The following is an 18,850-nucleotide window of genomic DNA, read 5'->3' on the forward strand; positions in this document are numbered from 1 at the left end:
ACAAACCGTCCGGAAAGAAATCAATACCTATCTTTTTTCTGACACGTGCCGATATATTCCGCAACCGGGGTCGTAGCCGGGCGGGAATGCCCGGGCCCCATCGCGGGGTGAACCGGGGTTGATGCACGTGGTGAAGACCGTTCCATGAATGAACATCCGCTTCCAGTTCCGCCGGACGGCCTGGCACTCACCGTGGTCGTTCCGTGCCTGAACGAGGCCGACAACATCCCTGACACCTATCGCGAAATCGCGGACGCGCTGGGTGACCAGGGCGACCTCGAAATACTCTTCGTCGACGACGGCAGCACGGATGACACGCTCGCGCGCATTCGCGCGATCGCCGAGAGTGACAATCGGGTGTCGTTCATATCGTTGTCCAGGAATTTCGGCGTGGAGGCCGCCTTCTCGGCCGGTTATCGGTACGCCCGAAACCCCTGGGTGCTGCACCTGGACGCCGACCTGCAGTTCCCGCCGACCGAGGCCAAGCGGCTGATCGAGCGGGCCGCCGACGGGTACGACGCGGTGTTCGGCATCCGGGTGGACCGCAAGGACCCCTGGCCGCGGCGGACCGCGTCGATCGTGCACGACTGGCTGGCGCGGCGGCTGCTGGGCATCGAGATCCCGCCGCGCGCCACGACGTTCCGGCTGGTCCGTACGGAGATCGCGCGCCGGATCGTGGACCTGCGGCTCGGCACGCCCTACTTCCTGGCCACGCTGCCGCGCCTGACGCGCGCCTGGACGACCGTGCCGACCGCGCACCGGCCGCGGGTGCACGGCTCGTCCAAGGTGACCGTGCGCGGCCTGGCCAGGCACTCCCTGGACCTGTTCTTCGGCTTCTCGACGCGGCCGATCGCGGCCGCGGTCTGGGCGGGGCTGGTCGGCCTGCCCCTGGCGCTGCTGGCCGGGCTCACCGGCAGCACGGCGCTGTTCGGGCTGGCGCTGGCCGCCGCCCTGGCCGGGCTCACCCTGATGGCCCGGACACTTCTGCACATCTCTCGCGGTCAGGCCCGTCCGCCGCTGTTCCTCGTACGGGAGGCCAACGTGCCGGTCGATTCCGCTGACCTGCTCGCCGGGAGGCTCGCATGACCGGCGCCCGCCGCACCATCGCGGTCCTCGGCGGCGCGGACGGCGCCATCAGCACCATCCGCGCCGCGGCCCGCCTCGGCGTGCGCACGATCTGCGTGGACATGCGGGCCGACGCCCCCGGCGTCGCACACGCCGACGAGTTCCTCGACCTCAGCACCCGCGACGTGCCGCGGGTCGCGCGGGCCCTGGCCGGACGCGCCGGCCTGGCCGGCGTGGTCTCCCCGGCCAGCGACGTCAACCTGCCCTCGCAGCTCGCCCTGGCCGCGCGCCTCGGCCTGCCGTGCGGGCTGTCGGAGGGCGCGGTGCGCGGCTCGGTCGACAAGGGCTGGTTCCGCGCGATGTGCGCCCGGCTCGGCCTGCCCGGCCCCCGCCACGTGAGCGGCGCCGAGGAGGAGGTGCTGCGGGACGCCCCCGGCCTGGGGTTCCCGCTCATGGTCAAGCCGGTGGACTCCTCCGGCAGCCGCGGCGTGTCGCTGTGCGCCGCCCCGGACGAGCTGCCCGAGGCCGTACGGCTGGCCAGGGAGTGGTCGCTGTCCGGGCGGGTCGTGGCCGAGGAGTTCCTGGAGGGCGCCCACTACACGGCCGAGGCGTTCGTGATCGGCGGGAAGGTGGCGCTGATCGGCCTGGCCGAACGGGAGCTGACCCCGCCGCCGCTGTTCATCACCGTCCAGCACACCATGCCGGGCCCGGCCCACGTCACCGACGCCGTGCGTCCGATGCTCGACGCGGTCTGCGCCGAGACCGGGCTGCGCGAGGGGCCGCTCAGCGCCGACGTCCTGGTGACCGGGACGGGCGAGGTCGTGCTCGTCGAGATGGGCGCCCGCCTGGGTGGCAACGGCCTGGCCGAGCTGCTGGGCCTGGTCCACGGCGTGGACGTGGTCGAGCAGTACGTGCTGTCGGCCATGGGCGAGACGCCGTGCCTGACCCCGGCGGCGACCCGGTACGGCGCGGTCCGCGTCCTGGGCGCCGAGCGCGACGGGAAGCTGGTCCGGGTGGACGGCGAGGAGCAGGTCAGGGAGCTGCCCGGCGTCGTGGACCTGGTGCTGGCCGCCGCGCCCGGCGACCACGTCGAGCGCTACACCCGGGCGGGCGCCAAGCTCGGCTACCTGACCGCCGCCGCCCCCGACCCGGACGCCCTGACCGGCGTGCTGCGCGAGGCGACCGGGCTGCTCCGCTTCGAGATCGGGGACGGCCTGTGAGCCACGGACTGGGCGTCGCCGTGCGGGAGGTGCGGCACGTCGTGGACGCCTTCCGCGCCATCCGCCGCCCGCGCGCCGAGACCGACCGGCTCACCCTCGACGGCCTGCGCGACCTGCTGGCCTTCGCCCGCGCGCACGTGCCGCACTACGCCGACCCGCGCTACGACGTGCCCCTGGACAGCCTGGCCGACCTGGCCCGGCTGCCGATCCTGGACAAGGCCACCGTGCTGGACGGCGACCTGTCCCGCTTCCACACGCCCGGCCTGGGCGCGAAGGACTACCGGGTGGACCGTACCAGCGGGACCACGGGCCGCGTCCTGGAGGTCCGGCACGACGTGGCCGCCTACGGCTACCACGGCGCGACCATCTTCCGCCGCTTCCTGCTGTCGGGCTACCGGCCGTGGTGGCGGATCGCGCACATCAAGCCGTTCCCGCGCCCGCTGCGCTGGTTCCAGCGGATCGGCCTGTTCCCGCGCACGGTCATCGGCGCCGGTCAGGGCGACGCGAAGATCCTGGCCGACGTGCTGAAGGTGCGCCCGCACCTGATCATGGGCTACCCGGTGGTGCTGCGCGGGCTGCTGCGCGCCGCCGGCCCGCACGACGTGGCCCGGCTGCGGCGCACGCTGCGCATGGTCATGACCGACTCCGAGCTGCTCACCGACGAGGTGCGCGAGCTGCTGGCCAACGGCTTCGGCGTCCCGGTGTACGACGAGTACTCGGCCTACGAGGTGCTGACCGTCTCCACCCAGTGCGACCGGGGCGCGATGCACGTCGACGAGGACCGCGTCCGCCTGGAGATCGTGGACGACGCCGGCGCGCCCGTGCCCGACGGCGAGGACGGCGCGGTCGTGGTGACCCACTTCAGGGAACGGGCGATGCCGCTGATCCGCTACCGCCTGGGCGACCGCGGCATGATCGTGCCGGGGGAGTGCGGCTGCGGCAACCGGTTCATGCGCATGCGCGTGACCGGCGGCCGGTCCGACGACTACATCACCTTCCCCGGCGGCCACCGCGTCTACACGGCCACCTTCCTGTCGCTGGCCATGTGGACGCCGGGCGTCGCCGAGAGCATGGTCCGCCAGGACGCCGACGGGAACGTCACCGTCCACCTGGTCCCCGACGCGGGCCGGGACTTCGACGAGGTGGCCACGGCCTACCGGCGCGGGCTGTCCCAGCAGGTGGGCGGCCCGGTCGAGGTGCGTTTCGAGCAGGCCGACCGGGTCACGCTCACCCCCGGCGGCAAGGGCAGGTTCGTCGAGTCGGCCCAGGCCGGACCGTGACCGTGAGCCTGCGCCGCAGGCCGCCGCCACGCCTGGTGGCGGTGACCGCGGCCCTGTTCGCCGGGCGCGGCGCGTTCCGCGCGGCCCTGTGGACCGCCAACCTGGTGCTGCTCGGCCTCTGGGGCGCCGACGAGTTCGCCCTGTACGCCACCGCCAACGGCGTGTCCGGCTGGCTGCTGGCGCTGACGTCCAGCGGGATCGAGAAGGCGGCGCTCGCGCTGGTGCCGCGGCGCGACGGGCAGGCGTTGCGGCCGCTGTTCATGCTGCTGGCGGCCACCCCGTTCGCGCTGGCCGTGCCGGTCTGGCTGGCCCTGGCGGCGGCCGACCCCGGCGGCGCGCCCACCAGGTACGCCGCCGCCGCGGCCTACGCCTGCGGGCTGGGCTGCTGCGCGGTCATGGCGGCGCTGAACCGGCTGCGCGGCCGGGCGCGGATCGACGTGCTGGCCTACCTGACGCTCGCCGTCGCGCAGGCGTCCGGCGTGGGGCTGGTGGCCTGGACGGGCATGCGCGCCAACGCGCTGCTGGCCCTGCACGTCGGCGTGCTGGCCGTGCTCAACATCGTGCTGGCGGCCGGGCTGCTGCGCGGACGCACCGGCAAGGCGGACAAGGGCGCCCACCGGCCGGCGGTACGCGCGGCGGCGCTGCTCAGCGTCGGCGAGGTGACCAGCGTCGCGGCCACCTCGGTGACGTTCGCGTACTTCGCGCACCTGGACGACGCCCAGAAGACCAGCGTCTTCTACGTGTGGTCGGTGGCGCTGTCCGTGGTCGTCATGGGCGTGTCGTACCTGCTGCGGATCCTCCAGCCGCGGGTGGCGGTCTGGATCGAGGGCACGGGCGAGGCCGGCGCCCGGCGGATGGCGCGGCGCATCCTCGCGCCCGCCGTGCCCGCCGGGGCCGTGGCGGTGGTCGTGCTCGCGGTGGTGCTGGCGGGCGGCCAGCGGGGTGTGGTGGCGACCGGTGCCGCGCTGCTGGCCGAGGCGGCGCTGACGGCGGCCGTGCTGCCCGCGTTCCTGCTGGTGGAGAACACCGACGACCGGGGACGGCGGCTCGCGGCGGTGGCCGCGTGCCTGCAGTTCGCGGTGGTCGCCGCCGCCGGATGGTTCCTGGTGCCCGCCGCGGCGGCGTTCGGCGCGCTGCTGGCGTACTGCGCGGGCGAGGTGGTCAAGGGCGGCGTCATGCTGGCCACGCTGAAGAAGGAGACCTCATGAAGGGCTTGCCCAGCACGATCCCGGTGGTGCCGGTGCTGCGGAACCTGTACCTGGCGCGCTCGCGGGACCGGCTGGACCCGGCCCGGCTCAAGGTCGTGCAGGACCGGCTGCTGACCGGGCTCGTCCGCCACGCGCACGCCAACGTGCCGTACTACCGCCGCGTGCTGCCGGCCGACGCCGTGGCCGCGCTGTCCACCGCCGCCGATCTGGCCGCCCTGCCGCTGCTGGACCGGGCGACGCTGCGCGACCTGCCGCCCGCCGAACTGATGGCCACCGGGTTCACCCCGGACAACACCCGCGAGGCGCCCACCAGCGGGTCCTCCGGCGTGCCCATCCGCCCCTTCTACTCCGAGGGCGACCTCGGCTACCTGCGCGCCACCTACCTCCAGGACCTGCTGGCCTCGGGCCTGCGTCCCTGGGACCGGATCGGCTACTTCCGGGTGGGCGAGTTCCGGCCGCACCGGCTGCAGCGGCTCGGCCTGGCCCGCACCTCGCACGTCAACACCAGCCGGAGCCTGGACGAGCAGGTCGACGCGTTCCTGCGCGGGCGGCCGACGTTCCTGTGGGGCTTCCCCGGCTGCATCGTCACCCTCGTGGACGAGCTGCGCCGCAGGAAGGTCGACTACCGCGGCGTGCACACCGTCATCTTCGCCGGGGAGACGCTCACCCCCGAGGCGCGCGAGCACGTGCTGGGCTACTTCGGGGCGCGCGGCCACGAGGTGTACGCCTCGGTGGAGGCGTACACGATCGGCCGCACCTGCCCCGAGGGCGCCATGCACCTGCGCTCGGCCGACGTGGTGGTGGAGGTGCTGCACGACGACGGCAGCGTGTCGCTGGCCGACGGCGAGGGCGAGATCGTGGTGACCCGGCTGCACGCCGAGGCGATGCCGCTGATCCGCTACCGGCTCGGCGACCGCGTGCTCATCGAGCCGGACGACTGCCCGTGCCGCGCGTTCCACACCCCGATCATCCGGCGGATCCAGGGCCGGACCGAGGACCGGGTGGTGGCCGCCGACGGACGTACGGTGCACGCCAACTTCCTCACCAACCCGGCCGTGATGCCGACGGAGGGCGTGCGCGGTGTGCAGGTCCTCCAGTACCGGCCGGGCGCGGTGGAGATCCTGCTGGTGCCCTCGCCGACGGCCCCCGCCGACCTGGCCGGCAGGATCCGGGACGCCGTGGCCGCCGTCGCCACGGACTTCGAGGTGACCGCGCGCACGGTGGACGTGATCACCCCGGAGCCCAACGGCAAGGTGCGCATGGTCAAGATCATGCACAACACGCCCACCTCCTGACCCCCGGCCCTCAGCTCGGACCCAGCCATTCGCGCAGGCCGCCGGAGCCTGCGCGCCGTGCCTGCGCACGGCCGACTTCAGGGCCCGGTACGCCTGCAGGTCGTCGTTCTTGAACTGGCACAGGACCGGCCGGTGGCGCGTGATCCGCGGCCGCCCCGAACTCAGCACCTTGCCGGAGACCCGGCGCATGCCCGCCACGAACGCGGCGTGGTACGGCGCCACGGCGTCGACCAGCACCAGGCACCCCCCGGACTCCTCCCGGGCCGGGTCGAGCCCCTTCGGCGCCGGGCCGAAATGCAGGTCGGACCCGCTCCAGCGCAGCGCCAGACAGACGTAGGGCCGCGTCTGCCGGTAGGTGGCGGTGAATCCCAGCGCCGCGTGGAACTCCAGGGTCCGCTCGACGGACGCGCACGGCAGCAGCGGGACCCGTCGTCTCGTTCGGCCGGATCGCGGGCTCGGTCATCGATTCCACCTTTCGGGTCGTCCGGAGGATGCCGGCAGATGCGGCGCCACCTCGCATATGGATCGTTCCAGGCGCTCGCCCGCCGGATCGCGCCGATTGAATCAATTCATTCACGCGAATTCCGCGACTCCCGAAATCGGATGATGACAGATTTGGTAGGTGCGCGATCCGGATGCGTGAATTCGTCGACGAATTGTCGTCCCGGGCTACTTGTTGGAGGGGTGATTCAGGAATTCCCCTCGGGGGTGGCGCGAATTCGTGCCCGGCCCGTTTCTGATGTCGCCCGGCGCTCCGGCGGCCGGGGGCGCTCACCGTGGTGGGAGGCATCGTGAGCCCTTTCGGTCGGCCGAAAACCGAGAGGGCGAGCGAGGCAGGTCGTGGGTGTGGATCTTCCTATTGAGGTCGCGGCGTACGGCCGCTTCCGGTCTTGACTAAGGGCGCGGCTCCGGGCCCGTTGTTATTGCGGACCTAAATGATCTTCTGGGTGCGGAGCGTGCTCCCCCGGGTGTGCGCGAGCCGTCCCGCAGAGGTGATCCTCGCCGCCCTGCGCGAGGCCGGCCCCGGCCGGGCCGGCGCGGCCGGGACCGGGGTCTGCTCCAGGCGCTCGGCCCGGCGGCGGCCGGTCAGGCGGGTAGGGCCGGGTAGTCGGTGTAGCCCTCGGCGGCGCCGCCGTAGAAGGTGGCCGGGTCCGGGGCGTTGAGCGGCGCGCCGGTCGCCAGGCGGCGGGGCAGGTCGGGGTTGGCCAGGAAGAGCCGCCCGAAGGCGAGCAGGTCGGCGGTCCCGTCGTCGATCAGCGCGAGATCCTCCGGGCCGGTCGGGCGGTCGCCGGTGTGCGGGTTGAGGACGAGCGGGCCGGCGAAACGCCGCCGCAGGGCCCGCGTCAGCTCCCGGTCGCCCGCCTCCATGACGTGCAGGTACGCCAGCCCGAGCCCGGACGTCCGCCGCAGCAGCTCCTCGTAGACGGGCCCCGGGTCGGGCTCGCGCATGTCGTTGTCCGGCTTCCCGGGGGAGATGCGCAGCGCGGTGCGGTCGCCGCCGATCGCGTCGGCCACGGCGGAGACGGCCTCCACGGCGAACCGGGCGCGTCCCGGCGTCGAGCCGCCCCAGCCGTCGGTGCGCAGGTTGGTCCCGGGCGCGAGGAACTGGTGGATCAGGTAGCCGTTGGCGCCGTGCAGCTCCACGCCGTCGAAGCCCGCCTCGACGGCGTTGCGGGCGGCGCTCGCGAAGTCGGCGACGGTCTGCTCGATCTCGGCTTCGGTCAGCTCGCGCGGGGTGACGAAGTCCTTGACGCCGTCGGGGGTGAAGAGCTGTCCGCGCGCCGCCACCGGCGACGGCGCCACCGGGACCAGCCCCTCGGGCAGCAGGACCGGATGGCCGATGCGGCCGGTGTGCAGGAGCTGAGCGAAGATCTTCCCGCCCGCCGCGTGCACCGCGCCGGTGACCTCGCGCCAGGCGGCGACCTGCGCGGCGCTGTGCAGGCCGGGCGTGAACGGGTAACCCTGGCCGACCACCGACGGCTGGACGCCCTCGGTGACGATCAGCCCGGCGGAGGCGCGCTGGGCGTAGTACCGCGCCGTCAGGTCGGTCACCAGCCCGTCGCGGGCGCGGCTGCGGGTCATCGGGGCCATGACGACCCGGTTGGCGAGCTTCGTGCCGCCCACGGCGATCGGATCGAAGGTGATGGACACGGATGTCTCCTCGGTGGAAGGGGATGGAGGGAGGGAAGGGCGGGTCATCGGCGGCGCGGCAGCAGGAAGGCGCCTGCCGCCAGGGCCAGGCCGAGCCCGGCCGCGATGAGGAAGACCAGGTCGTAGCCGTCGGCGAGGGCGGCGGGGGAGCCTGCGGCGCCCACGGCGCCCGCGGCCGTCGCGAGGACCGCCAGCCCGATCGACGAGCCCACCTGGCTCGTGGTGTTGGCCAGGCCGCCCACGACGCCCGCCTCGCCCTCGGGCGCGTCGGCGGTCGCCGCGGCCATCAGGGTGGGGAAGGTCAGCCCGATGCCGGCCGCGACGAGCAACGTGGGCCCGAGGACCCCGGTGAGGTAGCCGCTGCCCGCCCCGGCCAGGGAGAGCCAGCCGAACCCGGCCACGAAGAACGCGCCGCCGCCGAGCGCCAGGGGACGCGCCCCGGCCCGCGGCAGCAGGGCGGCGGACACCCGCGCGACCAGCATGAACGTCACCGCCGCCGGCGTCTGCCCGAGCCCGGCCAGCAGCGCGCTGAAGCCCAGGACGTTCTGCAGGAACAGGGACGTGAAGTACCACATCGCGATGGTGACCCCGCCGAACAGCAGCAGCATGCCGTTGCCGACGGCCACCCCGCGGATCCCGAGCAGCCGCAGGGGCAACATCGGCCGGTCGGCGAAACGCGCCTCGACCACGGTGAACACCGCGAGCAGCAGCAGCCCGGCCAGCACGGGCACGACGACCCGCCCGGACGACCAGGCGTGGTCGGCGCTCTGCATGACCCCGTAGATCAGCGCCGCCAGGCCGGCGGTCCCGGTGACCGCGCCGGTCAGGTCGAGCGGCTCGCGCCGCGCGGCCCGCGCACCGGCCAGGGCCGTCAGGGCCACGGCGACCAGCAGCGCGCCGACCGGCACGTTGATCAGGAAGACCCAGCGCCACGACAGGCCGGTGGTGATGGCGCCGCCGGCCACCGCGCCGATCATCCCGCCGACGCCGCCCGCGGAGGACCAGGCGCCGAACGCCCTGGCGCGGGCGCCCGGCTCGGTGAAGTACGTGTTGATCACGGCCAGCGTGGCCGGGGCCATCATGGCGGCTCCGGCGCCCTGCGCGACGCGGGCCGCGACCAGGACCTCCGCCGCGCTCGCCAGGCCGGCGGCCAGGCTGGCGGCGGAGAACAGCAGCAGGCCGGAGACCAGCGTCCGGCGCGGGCCGAACAGGTCGGCGGCCCGTCCGCCCAGCAGCATGAAGCCGGCGAAGGCGAGCAGGTAGCCGTTCACCACCCAGGCGAGGCCGGTGGGGGTGAAGCCGAGCTCCGCGCGGATGGCGGGGAGGGCGACGTTGACGATGGAGGCGTCCAGGATGACCATGAACTGGCCGGCGCAGGCCAGCGCCAGGATCAGCCAGGCGGGGATGGCCCGGGGTGTGGCCCGCGGGGGCGCGGTGCCGATGCTCGTCATGAGTTCTTCCGTCCTTGGGTGCGTGCCACCGGGGAGGCGCCGCGTCAGGGGTGCACTTCGCGATGTGCCACGCGTGGCGTCCCGATGCCGTGTAGGATTCGGTTACGCGAATAACTATTATGCAGATAACTAATTTTCGTCAAGGAGCGATCATGGACTTCGCGCAAGCCGACGCCGTCAACCAGGCGATCCGCCTGCTGAGCCTGCGCCACCGGGCCAGGGCCGCCACGCTGCTGACCCCGCTCGGCCTGCATCCCGGGCAGGAGGCGCTGCTGCTCGAACTCGCCCGCACCGGGCCGAGGATCCAGGCGCAGCTCAGCGAGGCCCTGGGATGCGAGCCGCCCAGCGTGACGCTCATGACGCGCAAGCTGGAGGCGTCCGGCCACATCCGGCGCACCCCGGCGCCGTCCGACAAGCGGGCCAGCGTGGTCGAGCTCACCGACAGCGGCAGGGCGCTGGCCGAGCAGGTCAAGCGGCTCTGGGTCGACCTGGCGGAGGAGACCGTGGCCGGGCTGCCGGCCGAGACGGTGGCCGGGCTGCCCGCCCTCATCAACGCCCTGACCGACAACGTGGACAAACGCCCCGGCCGTCGCCACGGCCCCGCGGAGGGCGCGCGCCGGGCCGCGCAGGCGCCGACCGGCGAGTACGAGCCCAGCGCCTCGGCGTGGGTCCGCGAGCACGTCGAGCAGATCATGCGCACCGGCACGACCGACGGCGTCACGATCAAGGACCTGCCCGTCGTGCTGATGAGCTACCGCGGCGCCAAGACCGGCAAGCTGCGCAGGACACCGGTGATGCGGGTCGAGCACGAGGGGCGCTACGCGGCCGTCGCGTCCCTGGGCGGCGCGCCGGTCAACCCCCAGTGGTACGCCAGCGTGGTCGCCGAGCCGGTCGTCGAGCTCCAGGACGGCACGGCGACCGGCGTGTACCGGGCGCGCGAGGTGTCGGGGGAGGAGAAGGACGCCTGGTGGCGGCGGGCGGTGGCGGCGTACCCCGACTATGCCGACTACCAGCGCAAGACCGAGCGCCAGATCCCGGTCTTCGTCCTCGAACCGCTCGGCGACCGGGGGTAGCCGGGCGACCGTCGGCCGCGACGGCGGGAGCCGGGTCGAGTCCGTGGTGCCGACCTGGATCCCGTACCGCACGCCGGTCGCCCGTAACGGCGGGGGCGGCCCCCGCGACCGTGCTTTGAAGCGTGATCGGCCGGGTGTGGGTAGACGGAGGGGGAGCGGACGGGAGGCGGGTAGGTGATCGAGAGGCTCGTCCCGGACAACGTCGTCGTCTCGACCGCGTACGGCGACCCGCCCGGCGTGCCGCTCTTCCCCGAGGAGCGGGCGGCGGTCAGGAAGGCGGTCGCCGAACGGCGGCGCGAGTTCGCCACCGTACGGCACTGCGCCCGCGAGGCGCTGGCGGCCCTGGGCATCCCGCCCGCGCCCATCGTCCCCGGCCGGCGCGGCGCGCCGCGCTGGCCGGCGGGCGCGGTGGGCAGCATGACGCACTGCGCGGGCTTCCGCGCGGCGGCGGTGGCCGGCGCGTCGGACGTGCGGAGCATCGGGATCGACGCCGAACCGCACGAACCCCTCCCCGAACGCGTCTTCCGCATGATCGCCCGGCCCGAGGAGGCCGCGATGGTGCGCGAGCTCGGCGCCCTCAGGCCGGGCACCCACTGGGACCGGCTGCTGTTCAGCGCCAAGGAGGCGGTCTACAAGGCATGGTTCCCGCTGACCGGCGAGTGGCTGGGGTTCGAGGACGGCTCCCTGACCTTCTCCCTCGACGGCCGCTTCCACGCCAGGCTGCTGCCGCCGGACGCGCCCGTGCCCGGGTTCGCGGGCCGCTGGACGGCCGGCCCCGGACTGCTGGCCACGGCGATCGTCGTCCCCCGGTAGGTCAGGCGCGCCGTCCGGGCTCGACGAGCTGGTCGTGCTCGGCCCGGCGCAGGCGTTCCTCGGCGGTGAGCTCGACGCGTCTCATCGCGACGCGCAGGATCGGCGGGGCCATGAGCGAGGTGACGATCGCGACGACGATCACGATCGTGTACATCGCCGTGTCGATGATGCCGATCCGCAGGCCGACCATCGCCACGATGACCTCGATGACCCCGCGCGCGTTCATGCCGGCCCCCAGCGCGAACGCCTCCCAGGCACTCATCCGGCTCAACAGCGCCCCCAGGTACGCGCCCAGGAACTTGCCGACGATCGCCACGCCCAGCACGACCCCGGACGCGGCCAGGACGTCGGGCCGGGCCAGGAGCGTGAGGTCCATGCGCAGACCGGCCGTCGCGAAGAACAGCGGAGCCAGCACGCTGAGGACGATCGTCCGCAGCGGAGCCAGCCACGACGCGTCGGCGTGGCCGGAACGCCCGATGAGGACGCCGCAGACGAACGCCCCCAGGATGGCCTCCAGGCCGAGCGCGTGCGTCCCGGCGGCGGCCAGCAGCACCAGCACCACGGCGGCGGCCCCGGCCGTGCCCGGCTCGGCCGACCGGGTGGCGGCCCGCATCGTCCAGCGGACCAGCGGCCGGCCGACCCAGAGCGCGAACGGCACCAGCGCGGCCAGGTAGACCAGCGACAACACGATCTGGCCGGTGCGCACACCCGTCGTCGCCATGGCCGAGACGATCGAGAGCATGAACCAGCCGAACGCGTCATCCACCATCCCGGCGGTCAGGCAGAGCTGGCCGACGTCGCGGTGCAGCAGCTTCATGTCCGTCAGCGTCTTGGCGATCACGGGGATGGCGCTGACGCACGTGGCCACGCCCAGGAACAGGGCGAAGACGGTGACGCTGGTGCCCTCGACGAGGAGGGAGGCGGGCAGCAGGTAACCGGCGGCCACGCCGAGCGCCAGCGGGACGACCAGTCCGGCGACGCTCACCTTGGCGGCCGTGGCGCCGCGCCGCCGGACCAGGCCGAAGTCGAGCTGGATGCCGGTGATGGCCACCAGCAGCAGGACGCCGACCTGGCCCACCGCGTCCAGCAGGTGGAGCCGGGTGAACGTCAGGGCGGGGACGACGTGGCCGAGCAGGGACGGGCCGAGCAGCACGCCCACCGTCAGCTCGCCGACGATGGCGGGCATGCGCAGGCGCTCGGCCAGCCGGCCGAGCAGGACGGCGAGACCGAGGAGCAGGCCCAGTTGCAGCATGAAGACCAGCAGGTCGTGGGCTCCCAGAGGCATGTCAGGCACAGGAGAGGCTAGGCCGATCTGGCGCCCGTCCTGCTGCTCAATATTGAGCCCGCCCGCCCGCTGGTCGGGGGCCCTGCTCAATATTGAGCGGAGCTTCCGGCGCCCGTGGGCGACATTCGGGGCATGACGAAGCCGGCGCAGTATCAGACCACCCTGCCCCCCGACCAGTTGCTGCACTCGGGCAACGCGGGCCTGATCGTCCACCGCGTGGGGATGCTGGAGTACGGCATGGCCCGCGAGGGCCGCGACTTCAGCGTCGACCTGCTCGACTACATGAACCGCGCCCAGGCCGGCGTCGCCACGACCTTCTGCTACGAGGAGGTCTTCGGCGTCCGCGAGCGGCTGCACTGGTTCGTGCACATGAAGTCCCCCGAGAAGTACAGCAAGCTCATCGAGATGGTGGACCACGACGAGGCGTTCCAGCAGATCTCGCTCAAGGACCGGCTGCCCAAGAAGGGCGGCGGCAACTGGGAGAAGATGTTCGTCCACGGCAGTCTCCAGGAGACCGTCATGTGCCCGCAGCACGGGTTCACCGACGACGTGCACGACGTGCCCGGCACCTTCGTGCCGCCCGCGACGCACCAGACCACCCAGAAGGAGCAGCTCAACTCGGCGACCGCCGGCGCGATCGTGCTGCGTACCGCCGACGCGCGCTACGAGCTGCGCGAGGAGGGACGGCAGTTCCTCTACGACTGGTCCCGGTACGTCAACGCCGACCTCGAAGGCCGCGCCACCGCCTACATCTACGAGCAGACGTGGGGCCGCCAGGACCGCCTGCACGCCCTCATCCACCTGCGCGAACTGGACGACTACCAGGCCGTGCGGGAGCTGGACCGCAGCGAGGGCATGCGCAAGGAGGTCTACGACGTGGAACGCGTCCCCGAACGGCACGGCGGCGGGCAGTGGGACCGGCTGTTCGTGCCGACCAGCATCCACGACGTCCTGATGGTGCCCTAGGTCATGGCTCTCGGGATCGAGGCGATCAACGCGTACGTCGGCAGGGCGTACACGGACGTCCGCGCGCTGTTCGACGCGCGCGGCCTGGACGTGAACCGCTTCGGCAACCTGATGATGGAGCAGCGCTCGGTCAACCTGCCCTGCGAGGACCCGGTCACCAACGCGGTCAACGCCGCCCGCCCGCTGCTGGACGCGCTCACCCCCGAGGAGAAGGACCGGATCGAGCTGCTGGTCGTCGGCACCGAGTCGGGCCTCGACTTCGGCAAGCCGATCAGCACCTACATCCACCACCACCTCGGGCTGAACCCCGCATGCCGCTCGTTCGAGGTCAAACACGCCTGCTACGGCGGGACGGCCGCGCTGCAGTGCGCGGCGGCCGTCGTCGGCGCGAGCCCGATCCCCGGGGTGAAGGCGCTGGCCATCGCCACGGACGCGGCCAGCGGCACGGCCAAGTCCACCTACTGGGAGCCCTCCGAGGGCGCCGGAGCGGTGGCGATGCTGGTCGGCGAGGACGCGCGGGTGCTGCGGCTGGACCCCGGCGCCAGCGGCTACCACACCTTCGAGGTGATGGACACGGCCCGGCCGCGCCACGACACCGACGCGGTCGATCCTGACCTGTCGCTGCTGGCGTACATGCGCTGCGCCGAGGAGTGCTTCGCGGCCTACGGGCGGCGGGTGGCCGGGGCCGACATCGTGGACACCTTCGACTACCTGGCGCTGCACACGCCGTTCGCCGGGATGGTGAAGGGCGCGCACCGGATGCTGCTGCGCAAGCTCAAGGGCATGGGGGCGGAGGAGATCGAGGCCGACTTCGCGGCGCGGGTCACGCCGTCCCTGGCCTACGGCGTGCGGGTGGGCAACACCTACTCGGCCGCGCTCTACCTGGCGCTGTGCTCGCTCATCGACCACGGCGCGTTCGACGCGCCGAGGCGGGCGGGGCTGTTCTCGTACGGGTCGGGCTGCGCGTCGGAGTTCTTCAGCGGCGTGATCCCGGCCCAGGGACGCAGCGGCATCGCCAGGGCGCTGGACGAGCGGCGCGAGATCGGCGTCGAGGAGCTGGACGCGCTGACCGAGCTGAGCGCCGACCGCGCCTTCGGGGTGCGGGACGCGGTGCTGGACCCCAAGCCGTACGGCGACCTGTACGAGGACGCCTTCGGCGGGCGCGGCCTGCTGGTGCTGGACCGCATCGCGGACTTCCACCGGGAGTACAGATGGAGCTGACCTCGGCGACCCTGCGGCACACGCTGCGCCGTCGCACGATCGACGACCGCGCCATCGACGAGCTGGGCGCCGCCCTGGACGAGGCCGAGCGCACCCCCGGCTGCCGCATCCTGCTGCTGGAGGGCGGCGACGGCGTCTTCTGCACCGGCATGGATCTGGAGGAGGCGGCCGGCGCCGACGTCGCCGACGGCGGCCGGGCGTTCTACGGGCTGCTGCGCCGCTTCACCGAGACGCCGGTGACGGTGGTCGCCCGCGTGGACGGCCGGGTGGCCGGCGGCGGCGTCGGCCTGGCCGCGGCCAGCGACTTCGTCTTCGCCAGCGGGCGCAGCACCTTCAGCCTCCCCGAGGCGCTGTGGGGGCTGCTGCCGTGCTGCGTGCTGCCGTTCCTGATCCGGCGCACGGGCTTTCAGAAGGCGTACGCGATGACGCTGAGCACCCAGCCGGTGAGCGCCGCCGAGGCCGCCGCCTTCCACCTGGTGGACGAGGTGTCGGACGACCCGGAGGCGCTCGTGCGGCGGCTGGCGTACCGGCTGACCAAGCTGGACCGGTCGATCGTCACGGACATGAAGCGCTACTTCCGCGAGCTGTGGATCCTGTCGGACGAGACCGAGCAGGTGGCGGTCAAGGAGTTCGGCCGGCTGATGTCCAGCCCCGAGGTGCGCCGCAGGCTCGTGGACTACGCGACCGAGAAGAGATTCCCCTGGGAACGCTAGAGAGGAACGCGCCTGATGTCCGTCGTGTGGGTTTTCCCCGGGCAGGGGTCGCAGCGCAAGGGCATGGGGGCGGGCGTCCTGGAGCGGTACCCCGGCCTGTGCGAGCGCGCCGACGAGATCCTCGGCTACTCCGTCGCCGAGCTGTGCGACGACCCGGTGCGGCTGCGTGACACCCGTTACGTGCAGCCCGCCCTCTTCACCGTCAACGCCCTGAGCTTCCTCGCGCGGCAGGAGGCGGGTGGCCGGCCCGACTACCTGGCCGGGCACAGCCTGGGCGAGTACGCGGCGCTGTTCGCGGCCGGCTGTTTCGACTTCGAGACCGCGCTCGCCCTGGTCAAGCGGCGCGGCGAGCTGATGTCGGCGGCGGGCGGCGGTGCCATGGCGGCGGTCCTCGGCGCCGACCCCGAACGGCTGGAAGAGCTGCTGGCGGGCACCGGCGTGGACGTCGCCAACTACAACTCCCCCGAACAGGTCGTCCTGGCCGGGCCCAAGGACGAGCTGGACGCGCTCCGCCGCGGCGCCCCCGGCAAGTGGGTGCCGCTGAGCGTGAGCGTCCCCTCGCACTCGCGCTACATGGAACCGGCCGCCGCCGCCTTCGCCGAGGCGCTGGAGGGCGTCCGCATCGAGGAGCCGCGGGTGCCCGTCATCTCCAACGTGACCGGACGTCCGTACCGGGCGGCCGAGGCGGCCGAGCTGCTGCGCCGCCAGATCTGCAACCCGGTGCGGTGGGTGGACGGCCTGCGGTACCTGATGGCGCAGGGCGTGTCCGAGCTGGAGGAGATCGGGCCCGGCGACGTGCTCGGCAAGCTGTGGCAGGTCACCCGCCGCCACCCGCCGGAACCCGCCCCCCAGGAACCGGCGACGCCCGCCCGGCCTGTGACGCCCGTCGTCCGGGAGCCTGTGACGCCCGCCGTCCAGGAGCCGGTGACGCCCGCCGCCCGGGAGGCCGGGGTCGTGCTCGGGTCGGCCGAGTTCCGCGCCGACTACCGGGTCCGCCACGCCTACCTGGCCGGATCGATGTTCAAGGGCATCGCGTCGGCCGACCTCGTGATCAGGATGGGCCGGGCCGGGCTGATGGGCTTCTTCGGCGCGGGCGGGCTCACCCCGGACGAGATCGCCGCGGCCCTCGACACCATCCAGGGCACCCTCGGGCCGGACGGCGCGTACGGCGTGAACCTGCTCCACGGCCTCGGCGAGGAGGGCCTGGAACGCGAGACGGTGGACCTGCTGCTCCGCCGCGACGTGCGGCACATCGAGGCCGCCGCCTACCCGCACCTCACCGCCCCCCTCGTGCGCTACCGCTACAGCGGCGCGCACCGCGACGCCTCCGGGCGGCCGGTCGCCGTCCGGCACGTGGTGGCCAAGGTCTCCAGGCCCGAGGTCGCCGCCGCCTTCATGCGTCCCGCGCCGAAGGCCGTCCTGGAGCGGCTCGTCCGGGAGGGCGCGCTGAGCGCGGCCGAGGCGGAGGTCGCCGCGGAGCTGCCGGTCAGCGCGGACGTCTGCGTCGAGGCCGACTCGGCCGGGCACACCGACGGGCGCTCGCCGTACGCGCTGATGCCCGCGATCCTGCGGCTGCGCGACGAGGCGATGGCCGCGCACGGCTACGCCAGGCGCATCAGGGTCGGCGCGTCCGGCGGGATCGGCGCCCCGGAGGCGGCCGCGGCCGCGTTCGTGCTCGGCGCCGACTTCATCGTCACCGGCAGCGTCAACCAGTGCACCCCCGAGGCCGGGACGTCCGACGCCGTCAAGGACCTGCTCGCCGGGCTCGACGTGCAGGACACCGCCTACGCCCCGGCCGGCGACCTGTTCGAGCTGGGCGCGCAGGTGCAGGTGGCCAGGAAGGGCACGCTGTTCCCGGCCCGCGCCAACAAGCTCTACCAGCTCTACCGCCAGTACGGCTCGCTGGAGGAGATCGACGAGCGGACCAGACGGACGATCCAGGACAAGTTCTTCCGCCGTTCCTTCGCGGAGGTGTGGGAGGAGACGCGGGCGTTCCTGGCCGCGCGCAGGCCGGGCGAGCTGGCCCGCGCCGAACGCGACCCCAAGCACCGCATGGCGCTCGTCTTCCGCTGGTACTTCGTCCACACGATCAGGCTGGCGCTGCGCGGCGAGGCCGGACGGCAGGTGGACTACCAGGTCCATTGCGGGCCCGCCATGGGGGCGTTCAACCGGTGGGTGGCCGGCACGGAGCTGGCCGACTGGCGGGCCAGGCACGTCGACGTCATCGCCGACCGGCTGATGGAGGCCGCCGCCGGGCTGCTGGAGGCCCGGCTGCGCGACCTGACCAAGGACGGTTAGACCTGATCAGACCCTGCTAGACCCGGAGGAGGTGGCGGTCCAGGTCCTCCTGGACCGCCGCCAGCACCTCGGGCCGCGGGCCCTTGAGGTAGAAGTGGTCGCCGCCGAACACGCGCAGCGTGAAGCCGCCGCCCGTGGCGTCGCCCCAGGCGCTGATCTCGTCCGGGTCCACCTCGGGGTCGGCGTCGCCGAGCAGCGCCGAGATCGGGCAGTCCGGACGCGGGCCGGGCAACGGCGTGTACGACTCGTTCAGCTCGAAGTCGGCGCGCAGGCTCGGCAGGAACACCTCCAGCAGGCCGCGCTGGCCCATCACCTCCGACGGCGTGCCGTTCAGCTTGCCCATCTCGGCCAGCATCTCCTCCTCCGACAGGTCGCTGAAGAGGCGGCGGCGGGTCGGGAGCTGCGGCGCGCGGCGTCCGGACACGAACAGCACCGCGGGCGGGAACCGGCGGGCCGTCTCCCAGGCCACGACCGCGCCCATGCTGTGCCCGAACAGCGCGAAGGGCCGGTCGGTGTACGGCTCGATGGCCTCCGACAGCGGGCCCACGAGCTGCTCCATGCGGTTGTAGGGCCGCTCGCGCAGGCGCGACTCGCGCCCCGGCAGCACCACCGGGCAGACGTCGACGTCCGGGGACAGATGTTCGTCCCATCTGCGGAACAGCGCGGAGCCGCCTCCCGCGTGCGCGAAGCAGAACAGTCTGATCCGGGCGTCGGCTCTGGGTCCGCCGCCCGCTATCCAGGAACCAGGCATGATCCGAAGGTTACGGCCGATCGTCTTCCGCCGCCTGCTCAGTCTTGAGCAGGCAGCGCG

The 18,850-nt window shown here is 73.3% G+C and carries 15 protein-coding genes; 11 read left to right on the top strand and 4 right to left on the bottom strand.

Annotated elements, in window-relative coordinates; translation table 11 throughout:
- The first annotated feature begins 144 nt into the window (after positions 1 to 144).
- The 5 genes from ACIA8R_RS42725 to ACIA8R_RS42745 are packed head-to-tail and all read left to right on the top strand — an operon-like array spanning position 145 to position 6,068.
- Positions 145 to 1,086, top strand: a complete 942-nt coding sequence (locus ACIA8R_RS42725; protein ID WP_357703686.1) for a glycosyltransferase family 2 protein — start codon at positions 145 to 147, stop codon at positions 1,084 to 1,086.
- Positions 1,083 to 2,285, top strand: coding sequence for an ATP-grasp domain-containing protein (locus tag ACIA8R_RS42730; RefSeq protein ID WP_364093353.1), 1,203 nt, complete (start codon positions 1,083 to 1,085; stop codon positions 2,283 to 2,285). The genes ACIA8R_RS42725 and ACIA8R_RS42730 overlap by 4 nt, the downstream gene beginning before the upstream one ends.
- Positions 2,282 to 3,565 carry a hypothetical protein gene (locus tag ACIA8R_RS42735; protein ID WP_357703681.1) on the top strand — a complete coding sequence of 428 codons (1,284 nt, stop codon included), beginning with the start codon at positions 2,282 to 2,284 and terminating at the stop codon, positions 3,563 to 3,565. Before ACIA8R_RS42730 ends, ACIA8R_RS42735 begins: the two co-directional genes overlap by 4 nt.
- A complete protein-coding gene (locus ACIA8R_RS42740; protein ID WP_397043319.1) occupies positions 3,562 to 4,773 on the top strand; it encodes a hypothetical protein in 1,212 nt (403 codons plus the stop codon). The genes ACIA8R_RS42735 and ACIA8R_RS42740 overlap by 4 nt, the downstream gene beginning before the upstream one ends.
- A complete protein-coding gene (locus tag ACIA8R_RS42745; RefSeq protein ID WP_357703676.1) occupies positions 4,770 to 6,068 on the top strand; it encodes a hypothetical protein in 1,299 nt (432 codons plus the stop codon). Before ACIA8R_RS42740 ends, ACIA8R_RS42745 begins: the two co-directional genes overlap by 4 nt.
- A gap of 1,086 nt (positions 6,069 to 7,154) precedes the next feature.
- Here ACIA8R_RS42745 and ACIA8R_RS42750 read toward each other — a convergent pair.
- Together ACIA8R_RS42750 and ACIA8R_RS42755 are read right to left on the bottom strand one after the other, a co-directional pair.
- Positions 7,155 to 8,219, bottom strand: coding sequence for an alkene reductase (locus tag ACIA8R_RS42750; protein WP_397043321.1), 1,065 nt, complete (start codon positions 8,217 to 8,219; stop codon positions 7,155 to 7,157).
- 44 nt (positions 8,220 to 8,263) lie between these two features.
- Positions 8,264 to 9,670: an MFS transporter gene (locus ACIA8R_RS42755; RefSeq protein WP_397043323.1), complete on the bottom strand. Its 1,407-nt coding sequence runs from the start codon at positions 9,668 to 9,670 to the stop codon at positions 8,264 to 8,266.
- A gap of 152 nt (positions 9,671 to 9,822) precedes the next feature.
- Here ACIA8R_RS42755 and ACIA8R_RS42760 point away from each other — a divergent pair, with 152 nt between their 5' ends.
- Both ACIA8R_RS42760 and ACIA8R_RS42765 read left to right on the top strand, forming a co-directional pair.
- Positions 9,823 to 10,743 (top strand): nitroreductase/quinone reductase family protein, encoded by a 921-nt coding sequence (locus tag ACIA8R_RS42760; RefSeq protein ID WP_364093367.1) that lies wholly within the window; start codon positions 9,823 to 9,825, stop codon positions 10,741 to 10,743.
- Positions 10,744 to 10,917: 174 nt separating this feature from the next.
- On the top strand, positions 10,918 to 11,556 hold the full coding sequence (locus tag ACIA8R_RS42765; RefSeq protein WP_364093370.1) for a 4'-phosphopantetheinyl transferase superfamily protein: 639 nt from the start codon (positions 10,918 to 10,920) through the stop codon (positions 11,554 to 11,556).
- Position 11,557: 1 nt separating this feature from the next.
- On the opposite strand, the gene ACIA8R_RS42770 is transcribed toward ACIA8R_RS42765, so the two are convergent.
- On the bottom strand, positions 11,558 to 12,841 hold the full coding sequence (locus tag ACIA8R_RS42770) for a cation:proton antiporter (RefSeq protein WP_397043326.1): 1,284 nt from the start codon (positions 12,839 to 12,841) through the stop codon (positions 11,558 to 11,560).
- Positions 12,842 to 12,973: 132 nt separating this feature from the next.
- Here ACIA8R_RS42770 and ACIA8R_RS42775 point away from each other — a divergent pair, with 132 nt between their 5' ends.
- Genes ACIA8R_RS42775 through fabD form a run of 4 tightly spaced genes read left to right on the top strand, consistent with a single transcriptional unit; the run spans position 12,974 to position 18,039 of the window.
- Positions 12,974 to 13,807, top strand: a complete 834-nt coding sequence (locus tag ACIA8R_RS42775; protein ID WP_357703662.1) for a DUF6039 family protein — start codon at positions 12,974 to 12,976, stop codon at positions 13,805 to 13,807.
- 3 nt (positions 13,808 to 13,810) lie between these two features.
- Positions 13,811 to 15,028, top strand: a complete 1,218-nt coding sequence (locus tag ACIA8R_RS42780) for a hydroxymethylglutaryl-CoA synthase (RefSeq protein WP_357703660.1) — start codon at positions 13,811 to 13,813, stop codon at positions 15,026 to 15,028.
- On the top strand, positions 15,019 to 15,741 hold the full coding sequence (locus tag ACIA8R_RS42785) for an enoyl-CoA hydratase-related protein (RefSeq protein ID WP_357703657.1): 723 nt from the start codon (positions 15,019 to 15,021) through the stop codon (positions 15,739 to 15,741). Before ACIA8R_RS42780 ends, ACIA8R_RS42785 begins: the two co-directional genes overlap by 10 nt.
- 15 nt (positions 15,742 to 15,756) lie before the next feature.
- On the top strand, positions 15,757 to 18,039 hold the full coding sequence (gene fabD, locus ACIA8R_RS42790; RefSeq protein ID WP_397043329.1) for an ACP S-malonyltransferase: 2,283 nt from the start codon (positions 15,757 to 15,759) through the stop codon (positions 18,037 to 18,039).
- Between the two features lie 16 nt (positions 18,040 to 18,055).
- Here fabD and ACIA8R_RS42795 read toward each other — a convergent pair whose 3' ends face one another.
- On the bottom strand, positions 18,056 to 18,790 hold the full coding sequence (locus ACIA8R_RS42795) for an alpha/beta fold hydrolase (RefSeq protein WP_357703654.1): 735 nt from the start codon (positions 18,788 to 18,790) through the stop codon (positions 18,056 to 18,058).
- Positions 18,791 to 18,850 lie beyond the last annotated feature (60 nt).

It is taken from the genome of Nonomuraea sp. NPDC051191 (genome assembly GCF_044455665.1).
GTDB lineage: Bacteria > Actinomycetota > Actinomycetes > Streptosporangiales > Streptosporangiaceae > Nonomuraea.

Bases quoted from the DNA above. Each gene is read 5' to 3' on its own strand.
- ACIA8R_RS42785 (WP_357703657.1), top strand. From the start codon at position 15,019: ATGGAGCTGACCTCGGCGACCCTGCGGCACACGCTGCGCCGTCGCACG.
- ACIA8R_RS42760 (WP_364093367.1), top strand. From the start codon at position 9,823: ATGGACTTCGCGCAAGCCGACGCCGTCAACCAGGCGATCCGCCTGCTG.
- ACIA8R_RS42730 (WP_364093353.1), top strand. From the start codon at position 1,083: ATGACCGGCGCCCGCCGCACCATCGCGGTCCTCGGCGGCGCGGACGGC.
- ACIA8R_RS42745 (WP_357703676.1), top strand. From the start codon at position 4,770: ATGAAGGGCTTGCCCAGCACGATCCCGGTGGTGCCGGTGCTGCGGAAC.
- ACIA8R_RS42775 (WP_357703662.1), top strand. From the start codon at position 12,974: ATGACGAAGCCGGCGCAGTATCAGACCACCCTGCCCCCCGACCAGTTG.
- fabD (WP_397043329.1), top strand. From the start codon at position 15,757: ATGTCCGTCGTGTGGGTTTTCCCCGGGCAGGGGTCGCAGCGCAAGGGC.
- ACIA8R_RS42755 (WP_397043323.1), bottom strand. From the start codon at position 9,670: ATGACGAGCATCGGCACCGCGCCCCCGCGGGCCACACCCCGGGCCATC.
- ACIA8R_RS42795 (WP_357703654.1), bottom strand. From the start codon at position 18,790: ATGCCTGGTTCCTGGATAGCGGGCGGCGGACCCAGAGCCGACGCCCGG.
- ACIA8R_RS42725 (WP_357703686.1), top strand. From the start codon at position 145: ATGAATGAACATCCGCTTCCAGTTCCGCCGGACGGCCTGGCACTCACC.
- ACIA8R_RS42780 (WP_357703660.1), top strand. From the start codon at position 13,811: ATGGCTCTCGGGATCGAGGCGATCAACGCGTACGTCGGCAGGGCGTAC.
- ACIA8R_RS42770 (WP_397043326.1), bottom strand. From the start codon at position 12,841: ATGCCTCTGGGAGCCCACGACCTGCTGGTCTTCATGCTGCAACTGGGC.